Annotated in this window: 25 protein-coding genes and 4 tRNA genes; 15 read left to right on the top strand and 14 right to left on the bottom strand. The window is 60.9% G+C overall.

Features of this window, described 5'->3' with window-relative positions; all coding sequences use genetic code 11:
- Positions 1 to 7: 7 nt before the first annotated feature.
- Positions 8 to 1,411 (bottom strand): NAD-dependent succinate-semialdehyde dehydrogenase, encoded by a 1,404-nt coding sequence (locus BDD14_RS09620; protein WP_130418613.1) that lies wholly within the window; start codon positions 1,409 to 1,411, stop codon positions 8 to 10.
- A gap of 110 nt (positions 1,412 to 1,521) precedes the next feature.
- On the opposite strand from BDD14_RS09620, the gene BDD14_RS09615 reads away from it, so the two are divergent.
- The 4 genes from BDD14_RS09615 to BDD14_RS09600 all read left to right on the top strand — a co-directional run bounded on the left by BDD14_RS09615 (position 1,522) and on the right by BDD14_RS09600 (position 5,937).
- Positions 1,522 to 1,995: a nucleoside deaminase gene (locus tag BDD14_RS09615; protein ID WP_130418612.1), complete on the top strand. Its 474-nt coding sequence runs from the start codon at positions 1,522 to 1,524 to the stop codon at positions 1,993 to 1,995.
- 18 nt (positions 1,996 to 2,013) lie between these two features.
- On the top strand, positions 2,014 to 3,333 hold the full coding sequence (locus BDD14_RS09610; protein WP_423201747.1) for a homoserine dehydrogenase: 1,320 nt from the start codon (positions 2,014 to 2,016) through the stop codon (positions 3,331 to 3,333).
- A 33-nt stretch (positions 3,334 to 3,366) separates the two neighbouring features.
- Positions 3,367 to 4,632 (top strand): alkaline phosphatase family protein, encoded by a 1,266-nt coding sequence (locus tag BDD14_RS09605; protein WP_130418611.1) that lies wholly within the window; start codon positions 3,367 to 3,369, stop codon positions 4,630 to 4,632.
- Positions 4,633 to 4,752: 120 nt separating this feature from the next.
- Positions 4,753 to 5,937 (top strand): FAD-dependent oxidoreductase, encoded by a 1,185-nt coding sequence (locus tag BDD14_RS09600; protein WP_242617850.1) that lies wholly within the window; start codon positions 4,753 to 4,755, stop codon positions 5,935 to 5,937.
- 21 nt (positions 5,938 to 5,958) lie between these two features.
- On the opposite strand, the gene BDD14_RS09595 is transcribed toward BDD14_RS09600, so the two are convergent.
- From BDD14_RS09595 to BDD14_RS09575, 5 genes are all read right to left on the bottom strand, one after another.
- Positions 5,959 to 6,492 carry an SRPBCC family protein gene (locus BDD14_RS09595; RefSeq protein ID WP_130418610.1) on the bottom strand — a complete coding sequence of 178 codons (534 nt, stop codon included), beginning with the start codon at positions 6,490 to 6,492 and terminating at the stop codon, positions 5,959 to 5,961.
- Positions 6,493 to 6,589: 97 nt separating this feature from the next.
- A complete protein-coding gene (gene moeB / locus BDD14_RS09590; protein ID WP_130418609.1) occupies positions 6,590 to 7,813 on the bottom strand; it encodes a molybdopterin-synthase adenylyltransferase MoeB in 1,224 nt (407 codons plus the stop codon).
- Positions 7,814 to 8,043: 230 nt separating this feature from the next.
- On the bottom strand, positions 8,044 to 8,379 hold the full coding sequence (locus tag BDD14_RS09585) for a MoaD/ThiS family protein (protein ID WP_130418608.1): 336 nt from the start codon (positions 8,377 to 8,379) through the stop codon (positions 8,044 to 8,046).
- Positions 8,376 to 8,864, bottom strand: a complete 489-nt coding sequence (locus BDD14_RS09580) for a M67 family metallopeptidase (RefSeq protein ID WP_130418607.1) — start codon at positions 8,862 to 8,864, stop codon at positions 8,376 to 8,378. The genes BDD14_RS09585 and BDD14_RS09580 overlap by 4 nt, the downstream gene beginning before the upstream one ends.
- A gap of 3 nt (positions 8,865 to 8,867) precedes the next feature.
- Positions 8,868 to 9,836, bottom strand: coding sequence for a PLP-dependent cysteine synthase family protein (locus BDD14_RS09575; RefSeq protein WP_130418606.1), 969 nt, complete (start codon positions 9,834 to 9,836; stop codon positions 8,868 to 8,870).
- A gap of 85 nt (positions 9,837 to 9,921) precedes the next feature.
- On the opposite strand from BDD14_RS09575, the gene BDD14_RS09570 reads away from it, so the two are divergent.
- Positions 9,922 to 10,335 (top strand): hypothetical protein, encoded by a 414-nt coding sequence (locus BDD14_RS09570; protein ID WP_130418605.1) that lies wholly within the window; start codon positions 9,922 to 9,924, stop codon positions 10,333 to 10,335.
- A gap of 27 nt (positions 10,336 to 10,362) precedes the next feature.
- Here the strand turns inward: BDD14_RS09570 and BDD14_RS09565 are convergent, their stop codons facing one another.
- The 3 genes from BDD14_RS09565 to BDD14_RS09555 form a co-directional block, all read right to left on the bottom strand.
- Positions 10,363 to 10,881 (bottom strand): dihydrofolate reductase family protein, encoded by a 519-nt coding sequence (locus tag BDD14_RS09565; protein WP_130418604.1) that lies wholly within the window; start codon positions 10,879 to 10,881, stop codon positions 10,363 to 10,365.
- An 87-nt stretch (positions 10,882 to 10,968) separates the two neighbouring features.
- Positions 10,969 to 11,844, bottom strand: a complete 876-nt coding sequence (gene rsmI / locus BDD14_RS09560; protein WP_130418603.1) for a 16S rRNA (cytidine(1402)-2'-O)-methyltransferase — start codon at positions 11,842 to 11,844, stop codon at positions 10,969 to 10,971.
- Between the two features lie 166 nt (positions 11,845 to 12,010).
- Positions 12,011 to 13,126 (bottom strand): CBS domain-containing protein, encoded by a 1,116-nt coding sequence (locus BDD14_RS09555; RefSeq protein ID WP_130418602.1) that lies wholly within the window; start codon positions 13,124 to 13,126, stop codon positions 12,011 to 12,013.
- Between the two features lie 41 nt (positions 13,127 to 13,167).
- On the opposite strand from BDD14_RS09555, the gene rsmD reads away from it, so the two are divergent.
- Entirely contained in the window at positions 13,168 to 13,740 is a 573-nt protein-coding gene (gene rsmD, locus BDD14_RS09550) for a 16S rRNA (guanine(966)-N(2))-methyltransferase RsmD (protein WP_130418601.1), read from the top strand.
- Positions 13,741 to 13,869: 129 nt separating this feature from the next.
- Here the strand turns inward: rsmD and BDD14_RS09545 are convergent, their stop codons facing one another.
- The 3 genes from BDD14_RS09545 to thiL are packed head-to-tail and all read right to left on the bottom strand — an operon-like array spanning position 13,870 to position 16,650.
- On the bottom strand, positions 13,870 to 14,457 hold the full coding sequence (locus BDD14_RS09545) for a hypothetical protein (protein ID WP_130418600.1): 588 nt from the start codon (positions 14,455 to 14,457) through the stop codon (positions 13,870 to 13,872).
- The gene (locus BDD14_RS09540; protein WP_130418599.1) at positions 14,454 to 15,575 is read right to left on the bottom strand and encodes a cystathionine gamma-lyase; all 1,122 of its coding nucleotides are present in this window, start codon (positions 15,573 to 15,575) and stop codon (positions 14,454 to 14,456) included. The genes BDD14_RS09545 and BDD14_RS09540 overlap by 4 nt, the downstream gene beginning before the upstream one ends.
- Before the next feature lie 43 nt (positions 15,576 to 15,618).
- A complete protein-coding gene (gene thiL / locus BDD14_RS09535; protein ID WP_130418598.1) occupies positions 15,619 to 16,650 on the bottom strand; it encodes a thiamine-phosphate kinase in 1,032 nt (343 codons plus the stop codon).
- 274 nt (positions 16,651 to 16,924) lie between these two features.
- Here thiL and BDD14_RS09530 point away from each other — a divergent pair, with 274 nt between their 5' ends.
- Positions 16,925 to 17,977 (top strand): M23 family metallopeptidase, encoded by a 1,053-nt coding sequence (locus BDD14_RS09530; RefSeq protein WP_130422915.1) that lies wholly within the window; start codon positions 16,925 to 16,927, stop codon positions 17,975 to 17,977.
- A gap of 181 nt (positions 17,978 to 18,158) precedes the next feature.
- Entirely contained in the window at positions 18,159 to 19,823 is a 1,665-nt protein-coding gene (locus tag BDD14_RS09525) for an alpha-L-fucosidase (RefSeq protein ID WP_130418597.1), read from the top strand.
- 104 nt (positions 19,824 to 19,927) lie between these two features.
- Here the strand turns inward: BDD14_RS09525 and BDD14_RS09520 are convergent, their stop codons facing one another.
- Entirely contained in the window at positions 19,928 to 20,935 is a 1,008-nt protein-coding gene (locus BDD14_RS09520; protein ID WP_130418596.1) for a hypothetical protein, read from the bottom strand.
- A 74-nt stretch (positions 20,936 to 21,009) separates the two neighbouring features.
- On the bottom strand, positions 21,010 to 21,858 hold the full coding sequence (locus tag BDD14_RS09515) for a hypothetical protein (RefSeq protein WP_130418595.1): 849 nt from the start codon (positions 21,856 to 21,858) through the stop codon (positions 21,010 to 21,012).
- 177 nt (positions 21,859 to 22,035) lie between these two features.
- Here BDD14_RS09515 and BDD14_RS09510 point away from each other — a divergent pair, with 177 nt between their 5' ends.
- The 7 genes from BDD14_RS09510 (at position 22,036) to BDD14_RS09485 (ending at position 23,931) form a co-directional block, all read left to right on the top strand.
- The gene (locus tag BDD14_RS09510; protein WP_130418594.1) at positions 22,036 to 22,668 is read left to right on the top strand and encodes an HAD family hydrolase; all 633 of its coding nucleotides are present in this window, start codon (positions 22,036 to 22,038) and stop codon (positions 22,666 to 22,668) included.
- 128 nt (positions 22,669 to 22,796) lie between these two features.
- Positions 22,797 to 22,872, top strand: a tRNA-Thr gene (locus tag BDD14_RS09505).
- Between the two features lie 176 nt (positions 22,873 to 23,048).
- Positions 23,049 to 23,135, top strand: a tRNA-Tyr gene (locus BDD14_RS09500).
- Positions 23,136 to 23,187: 52 nt separating this feature from the next.
- Positions 23,188 to 23,361 (top strand): hypothetical protein, encoded by a 174-nt coding sequence (locus BDD14_RS31715; protein ID WP_165419817.1) that lies wholly within the window; start codon positions 23,188 to 23,190, stop codon positions 23,359 to 23,361.
- 23 nt (positions 23,362 to 23,384) lie between these two features.
- A tRNA-Thr gene (locus BDD14_RS09495) sits at positions 23,385 to 23,459 on the top strand.
- A gap of 48 nt (positions 23,460 to 23,507) precedes the next feature.
- Positions 23,508 to 23,582 (top strand) — tRNA-Gly (locus BDD14_RS09490).
- Between the two features lie 31 nt (positions 23,583 to 23,613).
- Positions 23,614 to 23,931: a hypothetical protein gene (locus BDD14_RS09485; RefSeq protein WP_130418593.1), complete on the top strand. Its 318-nt coding sequence runs from the start codon at positions 23,614 to 23,616 to the stop codon at positions 23,929 to 23,931.
- Positions 23,932 to 23,984 lie beyond the last annotated feature (53 nt).

Below are 23,984 nucleotides of genomic sequence, written 5' to 3'. Positions count from 1 at the left end.
CCCACCCTTAGCCATGTCCCGGTGTGGATGGAGTGGGTTGTTTAGCGTGCGAGGCCAGAACGACGGTTTTGGCGTTGAGGAACTCGCGCATTCCGGCGGCGGAGAGTTCGCGGCCGTAGCCGGAGTGCTTGATGCCCCCGAAGGGGAGGCGCGGGTCGGAGGCGACCATGGCATTGATGAAGACAGCTCCGCACTGGAGCTCGGCGACGAGGCGCTGCTGCTCGGCGGGATCGCGAGTCCACGCGGAGGACGCAAGGCCGAAGGGGGTGTCGTTGGCGATTTCGATGGCCTCGTCGAGCGTGGCGGCCTTGAAGAGCATGGCCACGGGGCCGAAGAGCTCTTCGCGGTAGACGGCGCTGGTGCGCGGGACATTGATGAGGACGGTGGGCTCGAAGTAGTTGCCGTCGCCGAGCATGCGCTGTCCGCCAGTGAGGATGCGTGCGCCGTCTTTGATGGCGGCGTGGACCTGGGCTTCGAGCTCTTCGGCGATTCTTGCGGTGGCGAGCGGGCCGATGTCGGTTGACTCCTTCATGGGGTCGCCGATCTTCATGGCCTCCATTCCGGCGACGAAGCGTTGTTCGAAGGCGTCGTAGATGGACTCGTGGACGATGAAGCGCTTGGCGGCGATGCAGGACTGGCCGTTGTTAACGAGGCGGGCGCGAACGGCGGTTTCGACGGCTGCGTCGAGGTCGCAGGAGGGGAGGACGAGGAAGGGGTCGGAGCCGCCGAGCTCGAGGACGGATTTTTTGATGAGCCAGCCGGCCTGGGCTCCGATGGCGCGGCCTGCGGGTACAGAGCCGGTGAGAGTGACGGCGGCGATGCGTGGGTCGGCGAGAATGCGCTCGACCTGATTGGTTTCGATGAGGAGGGTCTGGAAGCTGCCGCGGGGAAAGCCGGCGCGGCGGACGAGCGATTCGATGAGCAGGGCGCACTGGGGAACGTTGGGGGAGTGCTTGAGGAGGCCAACGTTGCCGGCCATGAGGGCCGGAGCGAGAAAGCGGAAGACCTGCCAGAAGGGGAAGTTCCACGGCATGATGGCGAGGACCACGCCGAGGGGGTCCCAGCGGACGTAGCTGGAGTTTTCTGTGGCGATGGGCTCGGGGGCGAGGATGCGCGCGGCGTTTTCGGCGTAGTAACGGCAGGCGGTGGCGCACTTGGCGACCTCCTGGCGGGCGGCGTGGATTGGCTTGCCCATCTCGAGGGTGAGGATGGGGGCGATCTCGTCGGTCTCGTGCTCAAGGAGCGAGGCGAGCTTGTTCATGCAGAGGGCGCGATGCTCGAGAGGGACGGAGGGGAAGGAGCGCGAGGCTTCGGCGGCGAGGGCGAGCTTCTGGGAGATGGCCTCTTCGGTGAGGGGATCGAAGCTGCGAAGCAGCTTGCCGGTGGCGGGATTGATGGATTCGATAGCCATGCTGCTAGGAAGCAGAGTAGCAAAGCACTTGTGAAATAATCGAGGTATCTTTACAGGCTTGTTGTGCTCGCGGTCTGGTAGGCGTGCGCGCGGCGAGGATGCGGAGCCGGATGCAGGGCAATCCAGAGTTCATGAAGCAGGCGATCGAGCTTGCAACCGAGAATGTGACCTCGGGACGCGGCGGGCCGTTTGGCGCGGTGATTGTGCGCGATGGCCAGGTGATCGCGACGGGCGCCAACCAGGTGACGGCGACGAACGATCCGACAGCACATGCGGAGGTGACGGCGATTCGCAATGCCTGCCGGGCTCTTGGGGATTTTTCGCTTGCAGGCTGTGTGATCTATACGAGCTGCGAACCTTGCCCGATGTGCCTTGCAGCGATTTACTGGTCGCGGATGGAGGCAGTCTTCTACAGCGCAACTGCCTCGGATGCTGCTGCTGCGGGTTTTGACGATGCGTTTCTCTATGAAGAGATGAGGAAGGATCTGGGAGAGCGAACGGTTCCTGAGAAGCGGATGCTTGCGGAACACGGAGCGGAGAGCTTTGATGCGTGGCGAAAGTTTGTTGCGCGTGTGGATTATTGAGACGAACGACGGACGAGGATGATGACGACAAAGCAGAAGAAGCAGGTAAAGGCCGGGGCGAAGAAGAGCGATGGCGTGGTAAAGGTTGCGCTGCTGGGGTTTGGGACAGTTGGCAGCTCGGTGGCGAAGGTGCTGGCCGGGTCGAAGTTTCCTGGCATTGCACTGACGCATGTTTACAACCGCGATGTGGCGCGCAAGCGTGATTCCGCTGCGGCGAAGTTCGTTCCTTCGACGGCGAAGTGGACGGAGAACATCGACGATGTGCTGAAGTCGGATGTCGACGTCGTGATCGAGTTGATGGGTGGGCTGACTCCGGCGGAGGGATGGCTGCGCAAGGCTCTCTCGGCCGGAAAGCACGTAGTGACGGCGAACAAGCAGTTGATTGCGTACCGCGGAACCAGCCTGCAGCGGCTGGCGGCGAAGCATGGCGTGCAGTTGGTGTACGGAGCGGCGGTTGCGGGCGGAGTTCCGGTGATTCCGGGGATCCTGCAGGGCCTTGGCGGCGACCGGGTGACGCGGCTGAGCGGAATCGTGAATGGAACGTGCAATTACATCCTGAGCAGGATGGAGACGGGCGCGGAGTATGCGACGGTGTTGCAGGACGCGCAGCAGCTTGGGTATGCAGAGGCGAATCCTTCGGCGGATGTGGATGGGTTCGATGCGCGCGCGAAGCTGTGCATCCTGTCGCGGATTGCGCTGCACGCGGAGTTGAATCCTGACGAGGTGGCCACGCAGACGATCTCGACGGTTGAGGCGATCGACTTCGTGTATGCGAAGGAGCTGAGCTGCACGATCCGGCAGGTATCGCGGGCGCAGGTGGATGGGACGCGAGTCCATGCGCGGGTGGCTCCGATGCTGATTCCGTTGAGCTCGCCGATGGCGTGGTCGCATGGGACGCAGAACATGGTGGTGACGAGCGGGAACTACGGCGGCGACGTGGTGTTCTCGGGTCACGGCGCGGGTGGCGAGCCTACGGCGGTGGCGGTGGTCTCGGACCTGCTGGCGGTGTCGCAGGGAGCGAAGGCGGTGGAGCTGCCGGTACGGAAGCGGCAGGTGACGGGCGAGTTTCTGGCGCCGCATTATCTGCGCTTCGTGGTGGATGACAAGCCGGGGATCGTCTCGTCGATTGCGGGAGCGTTGGCAAAGGTGGGAGCGAACATCGATTCGCTGCTGCAACGGCCCGGCTATCCGAAGCACAGGCTGCCGTTTGTGGTGACGACGGAGCCGTGTTTGACGGGGGTGATCGAGAAGGCGATCCACTCGATTGCGAAGCTGGACTGCATGCTGGAGCGGCCGCTGACGCTGCAGGTCCTGGTGCCGGAAGACAAGCCGGAGTAGGGCTGCCGTATTCAACTCGTGGTGAAGATTCAGATGAGGCGGAGATCGATGAAGCTGGGGCTGAAGGTGTGTGTTGCGATTGTGTCGCTGGCAGGATTCGCGGCGGCTGCTGATGTGGCTCCGGTGCGGCATGAGTCGAATGCGCCGAACTCCGCAAAGGCGAAGCGGGCGCACTATGTGGTGCTGGTTTCGCTGGACGGCTTCCGCTGGGACTATGCGACGAAGTGGGGAGCGCCTCATCTGCTGAAGATGGCGGAGGAGGGCGCGAGCGCGCCTGAGGGCATGATCCCGAGTTTTCCTTCGGTGACCTTTCCCAATCACTACACGATCGTGACGGGACTTTACCCGGAACATCATGGGATTGTGGGCAATGAGTTTCTGGACCCGACGCGAAACTATGCGAAGTATTCCTACAAGGAGCATGCTTCGAACAGCGATGGAAGCTGGTACGGCGGGGTTCCGCTGTGGTCGCTGGCGGAACGGCAGAAGATGCGGTCGGCGTCGCTGTTCTGGGTGGGCTCGGAGGCTGAGATTGCGGGGAAGCGGCCGAGCTACTGGGTTCCGTTCGATGACAAGTTCGATGATGAGAAACGCATTACCCAGGTGATGGAGTGGCTGGCTCTCCCTGAAGCGGAGCGACCGCACCTGATCTCGGTGTACTACTCGAACGTGGATCACGCGGGGCATGACTTCGGGCCGGACTCGCAGGAGTGCCGTGACGCGGTGCACCACGTGGATGCGTTGATGGGTGAGCTGGAAGAGAAGCTGAAGGCGACGGGACTTCCGGTGGACATGATTGTGGTGTCGGATCATGGGATGGCCAGGCTCGCGGACCGCAGGTGGTTGTCCCTGGACAAGCTGGTGGATCTGAAGGACACGCCGACGGAAGGAGAGCAGATGTATCCGAAGACCGAGGCAGAGAAGGAGCGGATTTACAAGGAGCTCAAAGCGGCAAACGATCCGCGATTCTCCGTCTATCGGCGAAAGGATGTTCCGGGAAAGCTGGACTTCAGCGGGAATCAGCGCGAGGGAGATCCGGTGGTAGTACCCATGGAACTGGTTCCGATTACAGCGAAGGCGAAGTCGGAGTTCAAGAGCGTGGGAGCACATGGGTTCGATCCGGCACAGTTTGCGGAGATGAAGGCGATCTTTTACGCGGAAGGGCCGGATGTAAAACCCGGAGTGAAGATGGCCTCGTTTACGAACGTGAATGTTTATGACTTTGTGTGTGGCATTCTAGGGCTGAAGCCAGCGAAAAACGATGGGGATAAAAAGGTGCTTCGGGTCGCCCGACGATAGGGCCGCTTTCTGGCGTTCAGGAACCAAAGCACGGTTGTCTTCGTGGATGACTTCGCGGACGACTTTAAGCGATCCCCTCTCATTCTTGATGTGCCAGTTCTTGATGTGCCAGGAGACAGTGTGAACCGTCGTATCTTTTTGCGTACCGCGAACCTTGCCGCAGCCTCAGCCGTTTTGTCGGGATGCGCGCGGAAGAATCCAGCGATCTTCAACCCTGCGATGAACCAGGCGGCGCTTGCTCCGGTGGATCTTCCGGAGAGCGCGTGTCATCTGCCGCCGGTGCACGTGGCGGAGAATCGCGTCATCCGAACTGTGGTCGGGTTGCGGCCTCATCGGCCATCGGGATTTCGTGTGGAGCGCGAGCAGGTGGGCGATACCGTCGTGGTGCACAACTACGGGCATGGAGGGGGAGGGATCACGCTGAGCTGGGGAACGGCGAAGCTGGCGACCGATCTCGGCCTGAAGGGCCATGCAGGGCCGGTAGCGGTTCTGGGTTGCGGCGTGATTGGACTGACGACGGCGCGGATGGCGCAGGATGCCGGATATGCGGTGACGATCTACACGAAGGCAATGCCGCCGGATACGACGTCGAACATTGCGGGAGGGCAGTGGTATCCCGCTTCTGTCTATGACGATGCTCACAAGGTGAGCGAGAGCTTTACCGACCAGTTTCTGGCCGCCGCAAAATATGCATATGAGCGCTATCAGATTACAACGGAGCCTCGGTACGGCGTGCGGTGGATGCGGAACTATACGATCTCGCGGACACCGATCTCTGCGAACGAGGGGCATGTATGGGGAGCGGATCGGCCGAGGATTATCAGCGGGCTCGATCCGCTGCTTCCGGAGCGGCGGTTGCTGAAGCAGGAGGAGAATCCATTTCGAATTGGGTACGCGGGGCAGTTCGACGGCATGATTATGGAACCTCCGATGCTGCTGAATGCGCTGATTACGGATTTTCGTGTTGCGGGCGGCAAGGTGGTGCGTTGCGAGTTGAAGTCGCCGGCAGAGGTGCAGGCGCTGCCGGAGAAGCTGGTCTTCAACTGCACCGGGTTGGGTGCGAAAGCTCTGTTCGACGATAAGGAGCTGGTACCGGTTCGTGGGCAGCTTACGTTTTTGCTGCCGCAGCCGGAGGTGACCTATGCGACCAGCTTCGAGGACACCTACATGTTCTCGCGAAGGGATGGTGTGCTGTTGGGGGGGACGCACGAGGAAGGGAACTGGTCGCTGGAGGTGGATCCGGAGATCGTGAAGGCGAAGCTGGCTAAGCATGCGGAGCTGTTCGACTCGATGAAGCCGTGCTGAGGCAATGTGGGATTTGTTGATTTATCTGGCGTGTCTGCGTCGCGACAGCAACTCGATTGTGCGTGCCTGGCGAAAGGCAAAGGTGCGGCGCAACTGATCTTTGACGAAGAGTCGATTGACGATGTTGCCAAGCGAGCCGAGCGGGAGCTGATAGGTGATTTCGTCTCGAACGCGGGTGCCGTGGATGCCTATGCCGGATGGGCCGTTGCTGGCGGATGGCTGAACGGAGTGGCGGTGAAGCCAGTAGGCGAACGGTCCTTTTCGCTGCAGATCGCTGAAGTGCTGGTTCCACGCGAAGTCTGCAATCTCCGCCTCCCAACGCAGCCGCACGGGAGAAAAGAGAAACGGGCGAAAGCTGATGGTGATTCGCGATCCCGCGCCGGCTGCGACGACCTCGGTGGCCGTGTTTGGAGGAGGAACGAGCTTCATCGCTTCAATACGAGCTTTGTGCCAGCTCGGCATGAGGCGCGGAAGGTTTGCCGGATCGGAGAAGAAGCGAAAGACATCTTCTAGCGGATAAGGCAACCACTGCTCGGCTTGGAAGCGGTGACGCATAAGAGGTCCGTTGCCTGTGAGATGCCGATGTGTGGCTATTGGGCTGCAGACGCAAAAAGGCCCGGCAGCGAGCCGGGCCTTTTGAGAGCAGAAAAGATCAGTACTTTGGCATGGTGGGGTCGATCTTCTCGGCCCAGGCCAGTATGCCTCCGCTGAGGTTGGAGACGTTGGTGAAGCCGGCGGCCTTGAGGGCGAGTGCGGCCTTCTGGCTCCGGGCTCCAGAGCGGCAGTGGACGATGATCTCGTCGTTCTTGTGCTCGGCGATCTCGGCGATGCGGCTCTCGATGGATCCGACCGGGATGAGCGGAGCTCCGAGGTTCGCGATGGGGTATTCGTGGGGCTCGCGAACGTCGAGGACGAAGATGTCTTCCTTCGCATCGAGCTTCTTCTTGAGCGTCTCGACGGTGATCTGCGGGATGCCTTCGACGACAGGCGCGTCTGCGACGGCCTTATCGCGGGAGACCTCGAGCGGACCGACGGTAGCGGGCTTTTCGATGCCGCAGAACTGGTCGTAGTCGATCAGCTCGGTGACGGTGGGATGCGTACCGCAGGCGGGGCAGTCGGGATTCTTGCGCAGCTTGAGGGTGCGGAAGTTCATTCCGAGTGCGTCGACGAGCAGGAGGCGGCCGATGAGCGGGTCGCCGAGGCCGAGGATGAGCTTGATGACCTCGGTGGCCTGGATGACGCCGACCAGGCCGGGGAGGATTCCGAGGACTCCACCCTCAGCGCAGGAGGGGACGAGGCCGGGCGGTGGCGGCTCGGGATAGAGGCAGCGATAGCACGGGCCTTCCTCGGTGGCGAAGACAGAGGCCTGGCCCTCGAAGCGGAAGATGGAGCCATAGGCGTTGGGCTTGCCGGTGAGCACGCAGGCATCGTTGACGAGGTAGCGCGTCTGGAAGTTGTCGGTGCCGTCGGCGATGACGTCGTAGTCCTTGAAGATCTCGAGCGCGTTGGCCGAGGTCAGCATGGTGTTGTGCTTGACGATGTTGACGTTCTTGTTGAGACCCTTGAGCATCAGCTCGGCAGAGTCGACCTTGAGCATGCCGACTGTGGACTGCGAGTGGATGATCTGACGCTGCAGGTTCGACTCGTCGACGACGTCGAAGTCGATGAGACCGATGGTTCCAACTCCCGCGGCGGCGAGGTAGAGCGCCATCGGCGCGCCGAGGCCTCCGGTGCCGACGCAGAGGACCTTCGCGGCCTTGAGCTTCTGCTGGCCTTCCATGCCGACCTCAGGAAGGATGAGGTGGCGGGAGTAGCGGGCGATCTCTTCATTAGAGAGCTTGGGGAGCTGGACGGCTTCTTCGATGGCTGTTGGCATGGCTTTCCTTCTTCTTATTCTAGATGCTTTGGCACCGCAATCGGCTCAGTGTTGATTCTTCCCCTCGCTTTGCGAAGGATGTGATCCAAACGGTATCGACGCATCGCCGGTCCGGTAAGTCATTGGCTCCGATGGGTATTTCGGGCGGTGCGAACGAAATATAGGGATTCTTCGGCTTCGCCTCAGAATGACGGCCAATTTTATTGCTGAATTTTCGGGAGGGGGTCGAACTAGAGGAGGGGACAACAGCTACAGAGAGAATCTTCGCGCGAAGCGCTTTCGCCCGTGCGGCCGGCACCGCCGGCGATGGAGGGGATGATGGTGAGCTCGTCGGTTGCGGCGACGGTGGTGGCTTCCCTGGAGGGGAGATAGCGGAGGTCTTCGTCGTTGAGGTAGACGTTGACGAAGGAGCGGAGCTTGCCCTCGGTGTTGAAGAGCTGTTGCTGGAGCTCGGGGTACCGGGTGGTGAGGTTGGTGAAGACCTCTGCGACGGTCGTGCCGGGGACGGCGACTGTCTCGGCTCCGGCCGTGAAGGAACGGAGCGGCGTTGGGATGTGAATGTTCATGCCTGACCTTTCTGTTCAGATACGGTTTCAACGACGTCGATTTCGACGGGTTGGACTTCAATTTCTATGGCCTGGTCGGAAAACTTCTTATCTTCCTCGGTGGTTCCGGTGAGGAGGAAGGAGTTGGTGACTGCGGCTGTGCCTTTTTCGACGGCGGTGATGACGTAGGAGCAGCCGATCCAGTGAGCCTCGGCGAAGTCGGTGGGGGACCACTGAGCGGGATGATCGGGATGGGAGTGGTAGAAGCCCACGATGTCGAGCCCGAGGCCGCGGGCGTGGCGCTGAATTTTGACGAGTTCCTGCGGCGCGATGTTGTAGCGGTTGTGCGCGGAGTCGGTGCGGGTGTTGCCGGCGCGGACGATCTGGCGGACGTAATTGCCTTCGGCGTCGGATTTGCCGAGAAGCACGCCGCAGCACTCGTGCGGGTAGGTCTCTTCGCCGTGGGCGCGGAGGGCTTCGTAGTCGGTGTAGTGGATGTGCAGCATTGTTTAGTCCTGCTCCTGCCAGAAACGGTCGCTCATGTACTTCTCTGCTGAGTCGGGAAGAATAGTGACGATGATGGCTTCGCGACCTGCACGGGCCTCCTGTTCGGCGACCTGGACAGCGGCCGCGACTGCTCCGGCGGCGGAGATGCCTACAAGCAGGCCGTGATTGCGGCCGAGCGTGCGGGCTATTCGGTAGGCGACCTCAGTGTCCATGTCGATGTTGGCGTCGGCGAGGGCGGAGTCGTAGATACGGGGAACGATGGCCGTCGCCATGTGCTTGAGGCCCTCGAGTCCGTTGAAGGCGGAGTCGGGCTGCATGGAGATACAGCGGATGGCAGGGTTCAGCTCGCGAAGGCGGCGGGTGGTTCCCATGAAGGTGCCGGAGGTTCCGAGGCCGGCGACGAAGTGCGTGATCTGACCGTCGGTCTGCTGCCAGATTTCGTTTGCAGTGGTGCGGTAGTGGGCGCGCCAGTTCTCGTCATTGGAGTACTGGTCGGCGTAGAAGTAACGGTCGGGTTCGGCGGCTGCGAGTTCGCGCGCTTTGCGGATGGCTCCGTCGGAGCCGTCGGCGGGGCTGGTCCAGACGATATTCGCACCATAGGCTGCGAGATATTTTTTTCGTTCGGGGGAGACGTTGGACGGCATGCAGAGTGTGACGGGGAAGCCGAGCGCGGCACCGAGCATGGCATAGGCGATGCCGGTGTTTCCGCTGGTGGCATCGAGAAGGCCTTTCGCCGGATTCGAGCCGCGGGCGCTGCCGATGAGGCCGCGCTTGAGGGCGTCCGTCACGATGGAGGAGGCGGCGCGGTCCTTGACGGAGCCGCCGGGGTTGGCCCACTCGGCCTTGCCGAGGATCTGGATGCCTGAAGCCGCGTCACCGAGGTGCGCGGTGACGCCATCGATACGGATCAGCGGCGTGTTGCCGATGCGTTCGAGGATGGTCGAGCCGAGCGGTTTGACGGTGGTAATCATGGTTTCCCAGTACGTTGCGCAATCGCAGATTGAAGCATGCCCCCGGATATGCGACAGTTAACTTCGAGTCTAAATGATGGCCCTTATGGCGAAAAAGTCCCCGCAGCGCAGCTTCAATGATGTCCTCTCCGTTCTTGGCAGTCAGCGATTTGATGTGGCACCGGCGCAGGACGGTGCAAAGCGGACGCCTAACGCGTTCCAGGTAAGGAAGTATGGGTGTGCGGCCGAGATTGCTGCCGCTCCAGATGGGACGCCGGAGATTCTTTCGCGGCCGGGAGTTCTGCTGAACGGCGAGATTGCACGTCTGGTGGATCGCGGCTACCAGAAGTTCTTCAAGACGAGCAAGGTGGAGATTCCGGCCACGGCGGATCATCTGCGCTCGCTGCACGAGTTCAGCGAAGAGCTGAAAGAGGCCTTGGGGGCGACGAGCCTCTATAACGAGTCTCTTGGAACTACGAGCGACGTGTATCAGTACGACCGGGTGAAGGGGCGGAAGTAAAGCATCCCATTCCCTCGACTTTCCCGCTTAGCGTTGCACATCATAGGTCAAAGAGACCAGCCCTGAACCATAAGCCTTGTGGCCGGACAACCTTAGCCTGGTTTGCTGTGTGGGAGGAGGTAGGAACGACACTCCTCCACCGAGTAACACCGGCACGACGCTGACCTCCACGGTATCGACTTCCTGTATCTCCAGCATGGAACGAAAGAGCCTGCCGCCGCCAAACAGCCAGATATCCTTGCCATTTTGCGAGCGTAACGTTTGGATACAGTCTCGATTCAATTCGTTGATGATCGTGATTTCAGGGTGATCCGATTGTCGTAACTCGCGGGAGACGACGATTATTTTCGTTCCTTTAAGGAATGTCTTACCGAGCCCCGCAATGGCGGTCTCGTAGGTGCGGCGACCCATGAGCAAGGTATCGAACTGTGCCCATAGCTCGGAGAAATTGATCTCAGGATCCATCACGATCCAATCCGCTTCACCGTTCGGACCTGCGACATAACCATCGAGACTCATTGCGACCGCATAACGAATTTTTCTCATGGCTCCCGTCCCCGCTGTGACAGATACACCGTCCGGCACGAGACAGGCAAGGGAGGTCTTGAGTGGGAAAGCTGGTAAAAACAGACGCTAACGTTTGCGATTCTGCTCGCGTTGCAGCTCGCGGTAGGCTTCGCTTTTTCCGATGCCTCGGTCGCGGGCTACTCGCTTGAGAGCGTCTTTTTCGGAGAGAGATTCAGATTGCATAAGCGCTGCGACTTCAGCGGCAATGCTGCGTGAAGGCGGGGCGGATTCGTTCTGCGAGGGGGAGAAGAGCAGGACGATCTCGCCACGAACCGATGCGCGGACGCTCAACTGTGTTCGGAGATCGCTGACTGTTCCGCGGAGGAACTCTTCGTGGAGCTTGGTGAGCTCGCGGCCGATCACGACGGACTGAGTGGAGCCGAAGATGGATTCGATGTCGGCGAGGGTGTCCAGAATGCGATGTGGGGCCTCGTAGAAGATGTGAGTCGCGTGGTCACGTGGAAGCTGTTCGAGTGCGGTCCGACGCTGGCCCTCTTTGGCGGGGAGAAAGCCGTGGAAGGTGAACTGCTCGGTAGAGAGACCGCTCGAGATGAGTGCGCTGATGGCGGCGTTTGCTCCCGGGATGGGATAGACAGTAATTCCGGCTGCGATGGCTGCGGTGACGAGCTCGTGACCGGGATCGGCGATGCCCGGTGTTCCGGCATCGGAGACGACCGCAATGCGTGAGCCCTGCTTCAGTTGCAGGAGAAGTTCTTCGGCTCGCGGGCCCTCGTTGTGCAGGTGATAGCTGACGGTGGGGGTGGAGATGCCGAAGTGGTTGAGGAGCTTCTGGGTCTGGCGGGTGTCTTCGCAGGCGATGCGATCGGCGGAGCCGAGGATGCGCAGCGCCCGAAGGGTGATGTCTTCGAGGTTGCCGATCGGAGTGGCTACAAGATAGAGGCCGGGAGCGAGGGGTGGGTCGTGATCCGGATTGGGTGACATCGGCGTTCCTTTATCATCTCGCATCCGGGAATGCTCTGGTTCGAGCTTGGCTCGAAGACCCACCTTAGCGACGATAAAGCTGTCGCGAAGATGGGGCACCCTGTCCCGTGGCTACTCTCTTTCGGTGCAGGCCTGGGGTCGAGAGTTGCGTTCTAATCCTCGCGCTCTAGTCGGTGCGCTCCTGCTGGCGAAGACGGCGGCGGGCGTTGAGCAGGCCCATGGAGTGGGCGAGGTTCTGTGGGGTAATGATCCCGACGATGCGATTGCCTTCGAGGATGGGAACGAGCTGCGCTCCCTGCCCCGCCATGATCCGGCGCAGCGTCTTGACGAGCGAGTCGTCGGACTGGGCGATCTGGAAGGAGCGGGTCATCACGCCCTGGACGTATCCATTGCCCTCGGATTGAAGCGCTTCGACGATGCCCTGGCGGGAGACTGCACCGACGAGGTTGCTGCCCCGCACGACGGGGAAGACGTCCTGCAGGGTGTGTACGGACCGCTGCAGCGCATCCTCGAGGGTGTCCGAGGCCGAGAGTGTGCTGTAGTCGGTCAGCATGACGTCGCGCATCAGCACGGGGTCGTTCTCGGAGTGCAGCAGAAGGTTCGAATCGTCCATGTGAGAGCCGATGAAGACGAAGCCGCCGATCATGATGAGCCACATGTTGGGCAGAATGCAGCCGGCGATCGCAAGGAGGATTCCAATGATCTGGCCCAGTCCTACTGCGGTGCGGGTTCCTTTAAGTGCGCCGTGGCTGCGGGAGAATTCGCCACGGAAGATGCGGCCGCCATCGAGCGGAGCAGCCGGAAGAAGATTGACCGCGGCAAGCAGGAGGTTAACCCAGATGAAGGCGCGAAGAAGATGTGCAGGCGTGAGCCAGGGCCTCTCGAAGAGATTGATCTCGGGCGCGACGGTCAGGACGACGGCCCCGAGGAAGAGTCCGAAGAGGAGATTGGAGAGGGGGCCGACGAGCCCCAGGCGCTTGCCAATGGCGGGTGTTGCTGCTCGTTCCGTGGCCTCGTGCGTGGCGTACTGCTGGAGACCGCCGGTGGGCAGAAGAAGGATGCTGCGGAGATCGAGGTTGTACCAGGCGGCGGCAAGGGCACGGGCAATCTCGCGAACGACGACTGCGAGGAGCAAAAGCAGCCAGAGAGCGAAGCCGCGAATGCCTGTGGAGCCAGAGACCGACGAGTAGCTGATGGAGAGACCGAGCAGCAGAAGGAAGAAGGTATGGATTCGTATCTCCACGCCGAGAAGTCTGCCGATCGAGAAGGACCACGCTCTCATGCTTATCATTGTAAGCGCTGGCTTTGAGGGCAGGGGGAGAGATGCGCGTCATCGCAGGAAGATTTCGGTCACGGCCGCTTTTGGCGCCGAAGGGAATAAAGACGAGGCCGACCAGCGATCGGCTGCGGGAGACGCTGTTCAACGTAATGGCGCAGCGTGTGGAAGGAGCGCGGTTTGTGGATCTTTATGCAGGGTCGGGTGCAGTAGGAATCGAGGCGATCAGTCGCGGTGCGGAGTTTGTGTGGTTTGCCGAGAACGCGCCTGCGGCAGTGAAGGCGATTCGCGAGAACCTTGCGACGTTGAAGATTACGGGCGGTTACGGAATCGAGGGACGGGGAGCGGATGTACTGTTGGAAGAGCTGGCACGGCGCGGTGAAAAGGCGGACCTGGTATTTCTCGATCCGCCCTACGAAGCGGAGAAGGAGTATGAGCGTACGCTTGGTTTTCTGGGTTCCCGCGCCGGGATGAGCTGCCTTGCCGAGAATGCGAGGGTGATCGCGGAGCACCGCTCGAAGGAGGAGCTTAAAGAGCGGTACGGTGTCCTGGAGCGGGTGCGAGTTTTGAAGCAGGGCGATGCGGCGCTGAGTTTTTTTGCGGTGCGGGTGGAGGAGTGAGTTGTGGCGCTGCGGGGGAACTACTGAGATTCTTCGCTGCGCTCAGAACGACGCTTCAAAAGGCATAAGCAGAGAATGACACTTCAAAAGACAGAAGCAGATTAGGACGCTTCAAAAGGCAGAAGCAGATTAGGAGAAGCCTCCGCCTTGATGTTGGCCGTTGCGGAGGTCGACGGTGAAGGGGACGTCTTGATCGGTGAGCATGTTCCACCCTGTTCCGTGAAGGGCATCCCCTTCGATGCCGGTGATGCGAATGCCCTCCCAACTGAGGCGCTGGGTGTGCCAGGCCTGACCGTTCGCGCCCCAGGCGTAGATGGTGTGGAAGCCTGTGAACACGAGCAGATGGTGCGAGGGGACGGGCAGTACCTCGACGACGGGCTTGAGCGGAATGTGGGTAGAGCGTTCCGGCTGCAGCGTATCGATGATGTAGGCGTAGCCTCCAGCGACGGCGCAGAGTTCATCGGGGTTGGGACAGGGGAAGAGGCCACTCGGTACGGAAGGGTCGGTGAAGCCGAGGGCGCAGGTGGCGAGGAAGGATCCTCCCGCGGGCGGACGGACCATGAGGAGAAGTGCGCCTCGGGCGAGCGTATCTTCTTCGCCCGCAATCTGGCGGGGGTAAGTGAACTGGCGGGCCGGTGCAATCATTGGCAGCGTTTTGAGCAGGTCGGCGGTCCAGTTGTGTGGGAAGGCTACGGTCGCTGATTCCGGGGTGCTCATCGGGTTGCGTCCAGAGCCTGGGCGATGTCTTCGAGGAGATCGTCGATGTCCTCGCATCCAGCGCTGAGGCGGATGAAGCCGTCAGCGATCTGGTCGCCTCCCCAGCGTGCGCGACGCTCGGCGGATGAGGTGACGCCGCCGAAGCTGGTGGCATCGGTGAAGAGCTTCGATTGGGCGAGAAAGGCTTCGGCGGCGGTCTTGTCGCGAAGGATGAAGCTGAGCACCGGGCCGAAGTACTGCATCTGCCGCCGCGCGATCGCATGTCCGGGATGAGAGGGGAGACCGGGGTAGAGAACCTGCTGGACTTCGGGACGAGTGATGAGGAACTCCGCGATGCGCTGCGCGTTCTGGCACGAGCGTTCGAGACGCAGGGGAAGGGTGGCGATGGAGCGGAGTGCGAGCCATGCCTCCATGGGGCCGAGGACACCGCCGGTAAGGGTGCGCCACTGGTCGATCTTCTGGCGGAGTTCGAGATCGCGGACGGCGACGTGACCGAGGAGGATGTCGCTGTGGCCGGTCATCGCCTTGGTATCGGAGGCGACAGAGAAGTCGGCGCCAAGAGCAAGGGGAAGCTGGCCGAGAGGAGTGGGCGTGGTGTTGTCGACCGCGACCAGCGCACCGGCGCGATGCGCGGCCTCTGAGAGCGCGGCAATGTCGCAGACATCCATGGTGGGATTGCTGGGAGTCTCGATCCAGAGCAGCTTCGCTCCATCGAGATGCTCGGTCTGGGCGTTGCCGGCGGTGGGAGCGAGACGGATCTGGACGCCCATGTGGGCGAAGTATTCCTGGGCGAGCACCCGAGCGGCATAGTAGGCGTTCGAGGGCAGCACGATGACGTCGCCGGGGCGCAGGATTGCCCCGAAGACAGCGGTGCAGGCGGCCATGCCGGAGGCGAAGACCAAAGCAGTGGCGCGGTAGCCTTCCGAGGACTCCATCTGGCCGATGGCCTTCTCCAGATGCGTCCAGGTGGGGTTATGCGAGCGGGCGTAGGTGTAAGGAATGCCCGAAGGGTCGCCAGGCGCATGGTAAGGAGCGGCAAAGACAGGGCCGGGGTGGAGAGGCTCACCAGCCGCGGCGCGGGTGAGGGTGGAACGAATGATCTTTGTTGCTTCGCGCATGCGTTGATTGTACGGGGATGCGCAGCGATAGAAGCCGGGTTCGCTAGGACGAGAAATGCTGCCAGCCGGCGGGTTTGAGCTCAGAGGAAATGTCGCCGCCATGATGGAGGGTGATGAGCGGTTTGCCGGCGCGTGGAGGGTGAAGGGTACCGATGCGGGTGATGGGAACATCGGCGATCTTGCGCGGAATGCGCATGGCTGTTGGCGCGGCGAAGAGGAGTTCATAGTCTTCGCCGCCATGCACCGCAGCGTGGAGTGCATCCTGGCGGGAGAGTTTGGCGGTAAGGGAGTGAAGGGGAAGCGCGGAGGAATCGATCTCGGCACGGAGCCCGGAGGATTCGCAGAGATGCGTAAGGTCCGTGGAGAGGCCGTCGCTGAGATCGATGGCGGCTGTGGCAAGGTGGCGACGTAGAAGCACGGAACCCACGGCGAGGCGCGGCTGGGGATAGAGATGAGGATGACTGTCGGAGGCAGTGGAGCGCGAGCGATGCGTCCTCTTGAGGAGTGCCGAGAGCTCGGCATGCGCGCCGCCGAGTGAACCGGTCACGTAAAGAGCGTCGTCGGGATGCGCGTCGGAACGGCGGAGCGAGCGGCCCCGGGGTGCCGAGCCGATGAGGATGATATCCGCGAGGATGAGGTCAGCGGGAGATTCGGAGGTATCGCCACCCGCAAGCGGCGTGTTGTGTTGCCGAGCCAGAGAGTGGAAGCCTGCAAGAAAGTCCTGAACCCATCGCTGTCCGCGCCGGGTGCGCAGGATTTTGGCGGGAAGGGCGAGTGAGAGGAAGGCGGCGAGAGGTGCGGCGCCCATGGCGGCGAGGTCGCTGAGGCCACGCGCCAGGCAGCGATGGCCGACCGAGGCTGGCGGATGAAGGTCGCGGCGAAAATGCCGGTTCTCGAGGCTGAAGTCGGTGGTGACGAGGATCTCGTGTCCGGGGGGAGGACGAAGGATGGCACAGTCGTCTCCGATACCGAGCGCCACTGCCTTGTTGCGTGCAGCGCCTGCAGAGGAGAAGGTCCGGCTAATCTGTTCGATCAGCGCGAGTTCTCCGAGGGGTTTGGGCGCGGAACGGGCCATCTTGAAAGAGTAACGTGCTATTTAGAGGAAAGGCCGGAGGGCGTGTTGCAAAATTTTGCAGCATCAGACGTTATCTGCCGATATTGGGTTGCATGGGTAATCACCGCTTTGTTACCCTGAAAGGGACGCTCAAGAGAGTCTGTGATTCCAAAATGCCGATTAGTGAATTTGATTTGCTTTCCGGGATTGTGGGGTGCTGGCTTTTCGTGTCGCCACTGGCGGCCAGATTCTGAGCCCGGATCATGGATTGAAGCTTAAAAAACGTTACTACATCATGTTCGTGAGCCGCGATGAGGAAGGCAGCCTGAATAAGGTTCCGGTGCCACTCCATTATGCGTACCTCTTCGTAGCCGCGGCAGTGATTGGTATGTTTACGATCACCGGGCTGGCGGGATCCTACTCCAGGATGCTGATTAAAACGGCTCGCTTCAATCAGTTGCGCCAGGATCACAATGCGCTGCAGAAAGACTATCTGCATCTGGAGGAGGCGGCGCACGAGAAGGACATTCAGGCGGCATCGTTGGGTTCGCTGGCGAGCGAAGTCTCGGCTTTGTATGGCCTGACGGCGAGCAAACTGGCTATCCCGATGGGGCGGATGACAGGCAGAGCGGGACATCGGCATGCGGCCGCGGTTGCCGAGGCCGTGGCGAACGCACCTTTGACCGAGACAGCGAGCCTTACGGATGACAGCTATTACAAGTCGGTGGATGCCTTCTACTCTTTACGGAACCAGGCTTTAAGTGGTGCGGCGACGCGGTCGCTGGGTGGGATGAATCGTCCGGGATATGGCGTCGGGTCCAGCCTGTTCGGTGGTTTTTCACCGCTGGCTCAAGAGGCAACGGCTTTCGCTCCCACGCTGTGGCCTGTCATGGGACCGATCACGAGCAGCTTTGGACAACGCGAAGATCCGGTCCTGGGCAATGGCGAGGGCGAGTTTCATAAGGGCATCGACATCTCGGCTTCCAATGGCACGCCGATCCGGGCGACTGCAGATGGCGTCGTGAAGTCGGCGCAACTGGAAAACGGCTACGGGCGTGAGGTGACGATCGATCACGGTCATGGTGTTGAGACCCTCTACGGTCATATGTCGGGCTTTGCCGTGATGGCGGGCCAGACGGTGACGCGAGGCGAGGTGATCGGATATGTGGGGCATAGCGGGCGCGTGACCGGCAACCATGTTCACTACGAGGTCCGGATCCGCAATACGCCGGTCAATCCGCATAAGTATCTGAGGATGACTCTCGCGGAGCTGGGCGGCGGGGAAGCACCTGCTCCGGCGGCATCGGTTCCGGTGGGACCGGCTAAGGCGGCAGGGCTGGATCGCTAGCGGATTCGTTTCACGGAACAGATTGGAGGCGGGCTTCGGCCTGCCTTTTCTATTTGGTGTGAAAACTGGGTATTGCAGGTGAAAACATTTAGATTGATGGTTTACCGGCAAGAGACTCGCTGCTGAGGAAGCAGAGCTGCGCTTGTCGGCGAACTTTGGTTCGAGGAAGAGAGCGCTTTTCATGGTGAGGAACGGTCTGCGAAATTGTTTGATTGCGGTTGCGTGTGGAGTCGCGGCGTTGCATGCGGCGGCGCAGGGGAAACCCATTGCGGGCGAGAATACGGACTTCACCAGCTCCCTCAACAAGGCAGATCGCGTCGATTGGTTTCGCGATCAGGGCTTCGGTCTGTTCATCCACTGGGGTGTCGACAGCCAGCTTGGCGTGACCATCAGCCACTCGCTGGTGGGAGCTTCCCCGGAGTACACGGAACGATTCTTCAACGAGCTTCCGAAGACCTTCGATCCTGTACGGTTCGACCCAGGCGAGTGGGCTCGCCTGGCGAGGCTGGCCGGTGTGCGCTACGTGGTCTTTACGGCAAAGCATCATTCAGGATTCGGAATGTACGCGACGGCGACGACACCGTTCAATGTGATGAATACGCCCTTCCACCGCGACATTACCGCAGAGGTGTTGAAGGCGTTCCGGGAGCAGGGGATTGCGCCGGGATTGTATTTCTCGCCCGACGACTTTTACTGGTTGCACAAGAACGGCAAGGCCATTCAGCGTGGCGTGGACGGGGTGCAGCCAAGTCACAATCCCGGGCTTCTGGAGTACGACAGCGCACAGCTTCGCGAGCTGCTGACGCACTATGGCCCGGTGGATGTCCTCTTCTTTGACGGCGAGGCGACGAGCCTGCGGCAGCTGGCGTGGAAGCTGCAACCGGAGATCCTGGTGACGCGGGGCGCGATGCTGACTCCGGAACAGACGATCCCCGGGATGCCCTTCGATGGGCCGTGGGAGTCTTGCATCACGATGGGAGATGCATGGCAGTATCAACCGCAAAACGATCATTACAAGTCTGGACGGGAGCTGATCCAGCTGCTGATTGAGACGCGGGCCAAGGGTGGCAATCTTCTGCTGAACGTAGGCCCGAAGCCGAATGGGGAGCTGGCCATCGAGCAGGAGGAGCGGTTGCGCGAGATTGCGCTGTGGATGTTCGTGAACTCGGAGGCGATCTACAGTGTAAGACCGTGGATTATCACCAATGAGGGCGATGTCTGGTTCACGAAGAAGAAAGACTCGAGCGCTCTGTACGCGATCGTCGATCCTGCGACTCCCTGGAAGATGGGCGAGTGGAAGGATCTGGTGCTGCACTCGGTGAAGGCGACGGCAAAGACCGAGGTGAGTGTGCTGGGAGCGAACGGAGAGGTGTTGGAGTATGCGCCCAAGGTGACACCGAAGACGACCTTCCATATGGAGAGCGATGGCCTGCATCTTCGCACGATGCGCTCGCAGCGGATGCAGGACAACAAGCAGTGGCCGAACCCGATTGTGGTGCGAATGACGAACGTGGAGCCGGCGCTGGTTCCTCCGCGTGTACAGACGGGGAACTATCGGTGGGATGGGAGTTCGGGTAGCTATCGGCTCGAGGGCGAGCTGCTCGATATGGGAGGGGCGAAGTCGCTCGCGGTGGGATTTGAATACCGGTCCATCGAGGGGGAGGATGTTCATGCCCGGACGGCTCCATGGGTGGCGCTGCCGTTGCAGACCGTGACTCAGGCCGGGATATTTTCCGCCCAGCTTGTCGGAATGCCGGCGACAGAGCGTTATGAGTTCAGGGCAGTGGTGCGGCATCCTCTGCTGGCTCTCTATGGCGCAGAGAAGACGATGCGGCAGTCACAATAGGGAGGAATCTTCGAGGGCGAAGGCCAGTCGGATGAAAGCCGGTCCGGCATCCAGCGTGAGGTCTGCACATTGTCCCGCAATCTTCATCGGCGCAGTGGTTGCCATCAGCGAGAGGGGGCAGGCAAGGTGTCACGATTGCCGCCGGTAGTTCTGAGCGATTCGAGCAGCTCGAGAGGAACCGCCGCTGTAAGGACGGCCCGGTCCTTGTGTTGATCCACCTTGATGGAGCTCACCAGGCGGAGGAGCGCAGCATCTTCAGGATTACGAGGCTGCACCTGTTGCAACGATTGGAAGAGCCCGAGGAGCATGGAGAGCTTTTGCGCGGCCTGGGCAGCCTCAGCCTCGCTGGGCGAGATCTCCTCGACACGCAGTCGCAGCGAACCGGTATAGCGCAGGCTGGCCACGAAGGTGGTGTCCTCCGGCAGGGGAAGCTGCAGCCCGAATACGCTGATGTAGCCGCGGTCGGAGAAGGGAAGGCCGATGTGACCGATGCCCCAGGCGCTCGAGAGCAAGGGAACATCACGATAGCGGGAGGAGAGCAGCGAGGATCCCGAGAAGGGCGAGGCGGCGGAACGGTGACGGTCGAGGATGGAATGAATCTGTTCCGCCGTGGGCATATTGGATGCGGCGACGGAGTCGTATCCGATTTGTGTGACGCGCAGAGGCCGGGTAACGTCTCCATCGTGGATGGCTACGGTGTAGATGGTGTGACCGGCGTAGGTCTCGCGCGCAGTGGCGACCGAGTCGAGATAGTGAGCAAGCTTCTCGCCGTCGAAGCGTCCCTCGAAGACCTCGGAGTAGCCAACGGGACCGTTGGGGCCGTTGGGATTGTCCATGCGGTGGAGCGCAAAGGCGGCCGCGTCCAGGTCGCGCTCGGGCATGATGCCGGTTGCGTCGACGAATTGCTGGTACTCAGGTGCCCGACTTACCGGCGTACGGTCGAAGCGGGTCGCCAGCCGGAGAGGCTTGAGGTTGACATAGATAATGGCGTCCGATTCGGGCAGAAGGCGTGCGGCCTCGGGAGGCGCGGCCTTGCGCAGGACGATGGCCACGATCAGCGCGACGATCAGCGCCGCCACCAGCAGCAGGGAGTATCGCGTGGGCTTACGCATCGGGACAAAGGGCTAGGGGGGAGTGAGGCATCCTGTCTGTTTCTACTCTGTCCGGCGCAAGAGAGCAACGTAACTTATTCGGTGATGGCGAAGGTATAGATCTTGCCTCCATTCGTGATATTCCCCGTCCCTGGCGGAAGAATGCCGTATTCGCCGCCTCCGACGGAACGGCCGACCGTAAAGCGCCAGGTACGCGCTCCTGCCTGGACTGGATGGAAAGGAACTTCATCCCGCTCCGCTCCGCTGCTCGAATGGAAGACACCGCCGGTCACCGAGCGAAATTCGCGGTTGTCGGAGTGGATGCGGAAGCGCAGAAAATTATATTCGGCAATGTCGACCCCGGTGGGGGCATAAACGAGGATCTCGATCGGCGCCTGCAGCGGTAGCTTCGATTCGCGCCCGTTGAGGTGTCCGTTGCGATCCTGCTTGATGATTCCGTGTGTGGCGGTCGACTTGAGCCAGCCGCCGGACTTGATGTGGACGACTTCGGTCTGGAGCGGCTGCCAGGAACCGTTGCGGTCCTTGTAGAAGGCGCCGATCTCACTGACCTCGGAGACCTGAGGTGGGGGAGGATCTTCGGAGGCGGTTGCCGTCTCAGGGGTGAGGCGTTTGCGTCCTTTGTTGAGCATCGCCGTGATGACCCGCTCGGAGACATTTGAGTCTTTGAGGTCGACCAGAGAGTCGGCGTCGGTGGTGTACTGGCCGGGCTGCGCTGCGATCGCCTGAAGGATCAGGTCGTCGCTGAGGCCCGCACTCACCATGCGGATGATGGAGCCGTTGGTAAGAGTCTTGGGATGGGCTGGCGCGGAGGGAAGAGGGCCCTCTGTGGACTTGGGGGTTTCGGTGTTCTGAGCCCGGGAAGGCGTTCCGGCCAGAGCCAGAAGAACGAAGCAGATTGCCAACCGGGAACCGAGCGACGACATGCGGAAACCACCTCCGGAAGAACGATCTACGGTTAATTGGACGATGGAAAGGCTATCACGCAAGCAACGCCTTCCCGGCGACCATCCAGCTTCGGTTGAGCGAAGCTATTTGCCTGATCTGTCATCATATAAGTACGGCTTTCGGCAGCGATGGGAGAGCCAAGGAGATTTCGTTTGATGAAGTTGACGCTTCCGGAAGGGGATTTCAAGGCTTATCTGTTCGACTGCGACGGTACGATTGCCGACTCGATGCCTCTGCACTACGTCGCATGGAAGAGCGTGCTGGCGGAGTGGAACTGCGATTTTGCCGAAGAGCTGTTTTATGAGTGGGGTGGAATGCCGGTAGTGGAGATTATCTCCACACTGAATCAGCGTAACGGGTTGTCGATGCCGCTTGAGGATCTGCAACGGCGGAAAGAGGAGCTGTTCTATGCCAATCTGCCACTGATGAAGCCGGTTCCCGAGGTCCTTGAGCACATTGAAGCGCGACACGGAGAGATTCCTTTCGCGGTGGTTTCGGGAAGCACGCTTGATTCGGTTCGGGCATCGCTGACCACGCTCAATCTGCTCGATCGCTTCGAGACGCTGGTTTGTGCGGGAGATTACACGCGCGGCAAGCCGCATCCGGAGCCGTTTCTACTGGCCGCCGACCGACTGGGAATTGCGCCGGAACATTGTCTGGTCTTTGAGGATGCTCAGATGGGGATCGACGCTGCGACTGCTGCCGGCATGGCCTCGGTGCGGATTGCCTCTCCGCAGGAACGGGCGGCGATGCAGATGGCGTTGGCTGAAGCTGTGGGGAACGGTTAAGCTCGCGTTCCTGCTGCCGTTGCAGCCCGGTGGCTGCTATGCTAAAGTTAGCTCTGCGGCGCACTCTGCGCAGGCACTGCTGTGCGTCAGCCAGCGGTGGCTACAGGGGGCAAGACAAGGCTGTTTGGGCTGGCGTAGCTCAGCTGGTAGAGCATCTGATTTGTAATCAGAGGGTCGGGGGTTCAAGTCCCTTCGCCAGCTCCAGTTTCCACTCAGCCCGTGGAAGAGATTGGATTTGGTTGTACTGTCGGGCCGTTCTGGCCATGCAGACCTCCGGAGACTCCTTCAAGGAAGTAGAACCCGCTCGATCGGGATGTTTGTGATCGAGGGTGGCTTGATGGGTTGAGGATGCTGTGTGGGTAAAGGTCAGACAGGGATGTGCACAGGTGGCCGAGTGGTTAATGGCAGCAGACTGTAAATCTGCCGCGCAACGCGCTACGGAGGTTCGAATCCTCCCCTGTGCACCACTAAGTTTCATGCAGTTGTAGTTGGTTTTGTTGTAGAAACAGGGGAGCGTTTTTGGACTTCAGCCCTGCCGGCAGCGGAAGAATGGCAGTTGCGCTGGCCGTCCTGGCATTTGTGGCGATTCTGGTCTGGCGCACGATGGATCCAGGCAGGCTTCAGTCGCTGACGTGGCTCCTGTTAGGTTTTTTTGCCTTTCGCGTAACGCTCGGATGGCTGCGTTCGCGGTAGGATTGTTGAGTTGGTTGTAAAAGGCTGATGTAGCTCAGTGGTAGAGCACTCCCTTGGTAAGGGAGAGGTCATGGGTTCAAGCCCCATCATCAGCTCCAGATTAGGCTGTCGACTTAGTCCAGAAACTGGACACTGCGATGGCAGTTGCGGGAGTAACTCAGTGGTAGAGTCACAGCCTTCCAAGCTGTTGGTCGCGGGTTCGATTCCCGTCTCCCGCTCCAAAGTTTCGAAGGTGCGCCGCAGGAGAGTTTGTTGAGCACGTTGAATGAGCAGCCGGTACTTCCGATCGCAGACCCTGTCGCGTTCGGAGCAGTGAAGACATCGATCGAGTCAGCTTTCTCGGCTGGTAAAGTGACTGAATTTCTCAGGTCGCTGGATCGCCAGGGCGTTCGCATCCGTGAGTTCGAGGATGTCCTGAAAAAGGGTCTTCTCGGGAAGAAGACGGCAGGCGAATATGCCAGCCTTCCGGACGGTGACCAGGGGCAGATTCGCGAGCTGTATCTGGCCAGCCTGGAGCGTGTTGCTCCTGAGCTTCGGCAGAGGTTCTTCCGGCTGTACGCGTATTACTGAGACGGTTTTGGAAGTTTGATTTGAACCCGCCGGCAGATCGCCGGCCAACCCTA

The sequence above is a fragment of the Edaphobacter modestus genome (genome assembly GCF_004217555.1).
GTDB lineage: Bacteria > Acidobacteriota > Terriglobia > Terriglobales > Acidobacteriaceae > Edaphobacter > Edaphobacter modestus.
The sequence above is the reverse complement of the archived record's forward strand: the minus strand, read 5'-3'. Positions and strand labels throughout refer to the sequence as shown.

Bases quoted from the DNA above. Each gene is read 5' to 3' on its own strand.
- BDD14_RS09620 (WP_130418613.1), bottom strand. From the start codon at position 1,411: ATGGCTATCGAATCCATCAATCCCGCCACCGGCAAGCTGCTTCGCAGC.
- BDD14_RS09615 (WP_130418612.1), top strand. From the start codon at position 1,522: ATGCAGGGCAATCCAGAGTTCATGAAGCAGGCGATCGAGCTTGCAACC.
- BDD14_RS09610 (WP_423201747.1), top strand. From the start codon at position 2,014: ATGATGACGACAAAGCAGAAGAAGCAGGTAAAGGCCGGGGCGAAGAAG.
- BDD14_RS09605 (WP_130418611.1), top strand. From the start codon at position 3,367: ATGAGGCGGAGATCGATGAAGCTGGGGCTGAAGGTGTGTGTTGCGATT.
- BDD14_RS09595 (WP_130418610.1), bottom strand. From the start codon at position 6,492: ATGCGTCACCGCTTCCAAGCCGAGCAGTGGTTGCCTTATCCGCTAGAA.
- moeB (WP_130418609.1), bottom strand. From the start codon at position 7,813: ATGCCAACAGCCATCGAAGAAGCCGTCCAGCTCCCCAAGCTCTCTAAT.
- BDD14_RS09585 (WP_130418608.1), bottom strand. From the start codon at position 8,379: ATGAACATTCACATCCCAACGCCGCTCCGTTCCTTCACGGCCGGAGCC.
- BDD14_RS09580 (WP_130418607.1), bottom strand. From the start codon at position 8,864: ATGCTGCACATCCACTACACCGACTACGAAGCCCTCCGCGCCCACGGC.
- BDD14_RS09575 (WP_130418606.1), bottom strand. From the start codon at position 9,836: ATGATTACCACCGTCAAACCGCTCGGCTCGACCATCCTCGAACGCATC.
- BDD14_RS09570 (WP_130418605.1), top strand. From the start codon at position 9,922: ATGGCGAAAAAGTCCCCGCAGCGCAGCTTCAATGATGTCCTCTCCGTT.
- BDD14_RS09565 (WP_130418604.1), bottom strand. From the start codon at position 10,881: ATGAGAAAAATTCGTTATGCGGTCGCAATGAGTCTCGATGGTTATGTC.
- rsmI (WP_130418603.1), bottom strand. From the start codon at position 11,844: ATGTCACCCAATCCGGATCACGACCCACCCCTCGCTCCCGGCCTCTAT.
- BDD14_RS09555 (WP_130418602.1), bottom strand. From the start codon at position 13,126: ATGAGAGCGTGGTCCTTCTCGATCGGCAGACTTCTCGGCGTGGAGATA.
- rsmD (WP_130418601.1), top strand. From the start codon at position 13,168: ATGCGCGTCATCGCAGGAAGATTTCGGTCACGGCCGCTTTTGGCGCCG.
- BDD14_RS09545 (WP_130418600.1), bottom strand. From the start codon at position 14,457: ATGAGCACCCCGGAATCAGCGACCGTAGCCTTCCCACACAACTGGACC.
- BDD14_RS09540 (WP_130418599.1), bottom strand. From the start codon at position 15,575: ATGCGCGAAGCAACAAAGATCATTCGTTCCACCCTCACCCGCGCCGCG.
- thiL (WP_130418598.1), bottom strand. From the start codon at position 16,650: ATGGCCCGTTCCGCGCCCAAACCCCTCGGAGAACTCGCGCTGATCGAA.
- BDD14_RS09530 (WP_130422915.1), top strand. From the start codon at position 16,925: ATGTTCGTGAGCCGCGATGAGGAAGGCAGCCTGAATAAGGTTCCGGTG.
- BDD14_RS09525 (WP_130418597.1), top strand. From the start codon at position 18,159: ATGGTGAGGAACGGTCTGCGAAATTGTTTGATTGCGGTTGCGTGTGGA.
- BDD14_RS09520 (WP_130418596.1), bottom strand. From the start codon at position 20,935: ATGCGTAAGCCCACGCGATACTCCCTGCTGCTGGTGGCGGCGCTGATC.
- BDD14_RS09515 (WP_130418595.1), bottom strand. From the start codon at position 21,858: ATGTCGTCGCTCGGTTCCCGGTTGGCAATCTGCTTCGTTCTTCTGGCT.
- BDD14_RS09510 (WP_130418594.1), top strand. From the start codon at position 22,036: ATGAAGTTGACGCTTCCGGAAGGGGATTTCAAGGCTTATCTGTTCGAC.